This is a genomic window from Ureibacillus suwonensis (assembly GCF_042655065.1).
Taxonomy (GTDB): Bacteria; Bacillota; Bacilli; order Bacillales_A; family Planococcaceae; genus Ureibacillus; species Ureibacillus suwonensis.
In genome coordinates this window covers 1-693 of the sequence record NZ_JBHSNQ010000101.1, presented here as the reverse complement: position 1 = coordinate 693, position 693 = coordinate 1, and the positions used below count along the sequence as shown (strand labels likewise).

The window sequence follows — 693 nt, the reverse complement described above, 5'->3', positions numbered from 1 at the left end:
TGTAAACTTTCATTTTATCTCATCTAAAAAGAGTACGATTTTTTCAAATTCCTTCGGAATCATCTTTGCCATCCTCTGAAAAAATGTGCTAAATTTTTTGTGAATTATTTCATAGGGGGATGGAAGATCTGTGATCTTGATTCATGATTTTGGAGTCGATCTCGAAACCTATCATGAATTAGGAAAAAACAATGACTTTCCTATGGTGGAGGAGTGCCCACATTGTCATGCGAAGCATTCCCTTCATCGCCATGGTTTTTATGAACGGAATGCCATCACCGCAGAAAAGGAATATCGTCTCTTGATCTGCCGTTTTCGTTGTTCGATTTGTTTCCAAACGGTGTCCATCCTCCCTCACTTTCTTCTCCCATACTTTCAACATACGACTCGTACCATCGTTCAATGGCTCCATGATGTGCTTCATCAAACCGGCACAAATCCATCAAAAAGACAACTCATTTCTTTCTATCTCCGACGATTTATCCAAACAATTTCATGGATTTATATGTATTTTGCTTCGGTGAAGAAATCTTTCGGTTGGGAGCGAGATACCCAACAACAAGCTTGTCGATCGATCGGGAAAATCCAACAATGGGGAGAGGAACGGTTTGTCAAAGAGTCGTGGGGGTATTTGTCGACCTACTTTATGGCACATTGTTTTGGACGATAAGGAAGCGCATCTAGGTGTTGAGG

At 40.8% G+C, this 693-nt stretch carries 1 protein-coding gene; it reads left to right on the top strand.

What is annotated here, in order from left to right:
* Positions 1-130 precede the first annotated feature (130 nt).
* On the top strand, positions 131-670 hold the full coding sequence (locus ACFPOH_RS10835) for a DUF6431 domain-containing protein (RefSeq protein ID WP_208651667.1): 540 nt from the start codon (positions 131-133) through the stop codon (positions 668-670).
* Positions 671-693 lie beyond the last annotated feature (23 nt).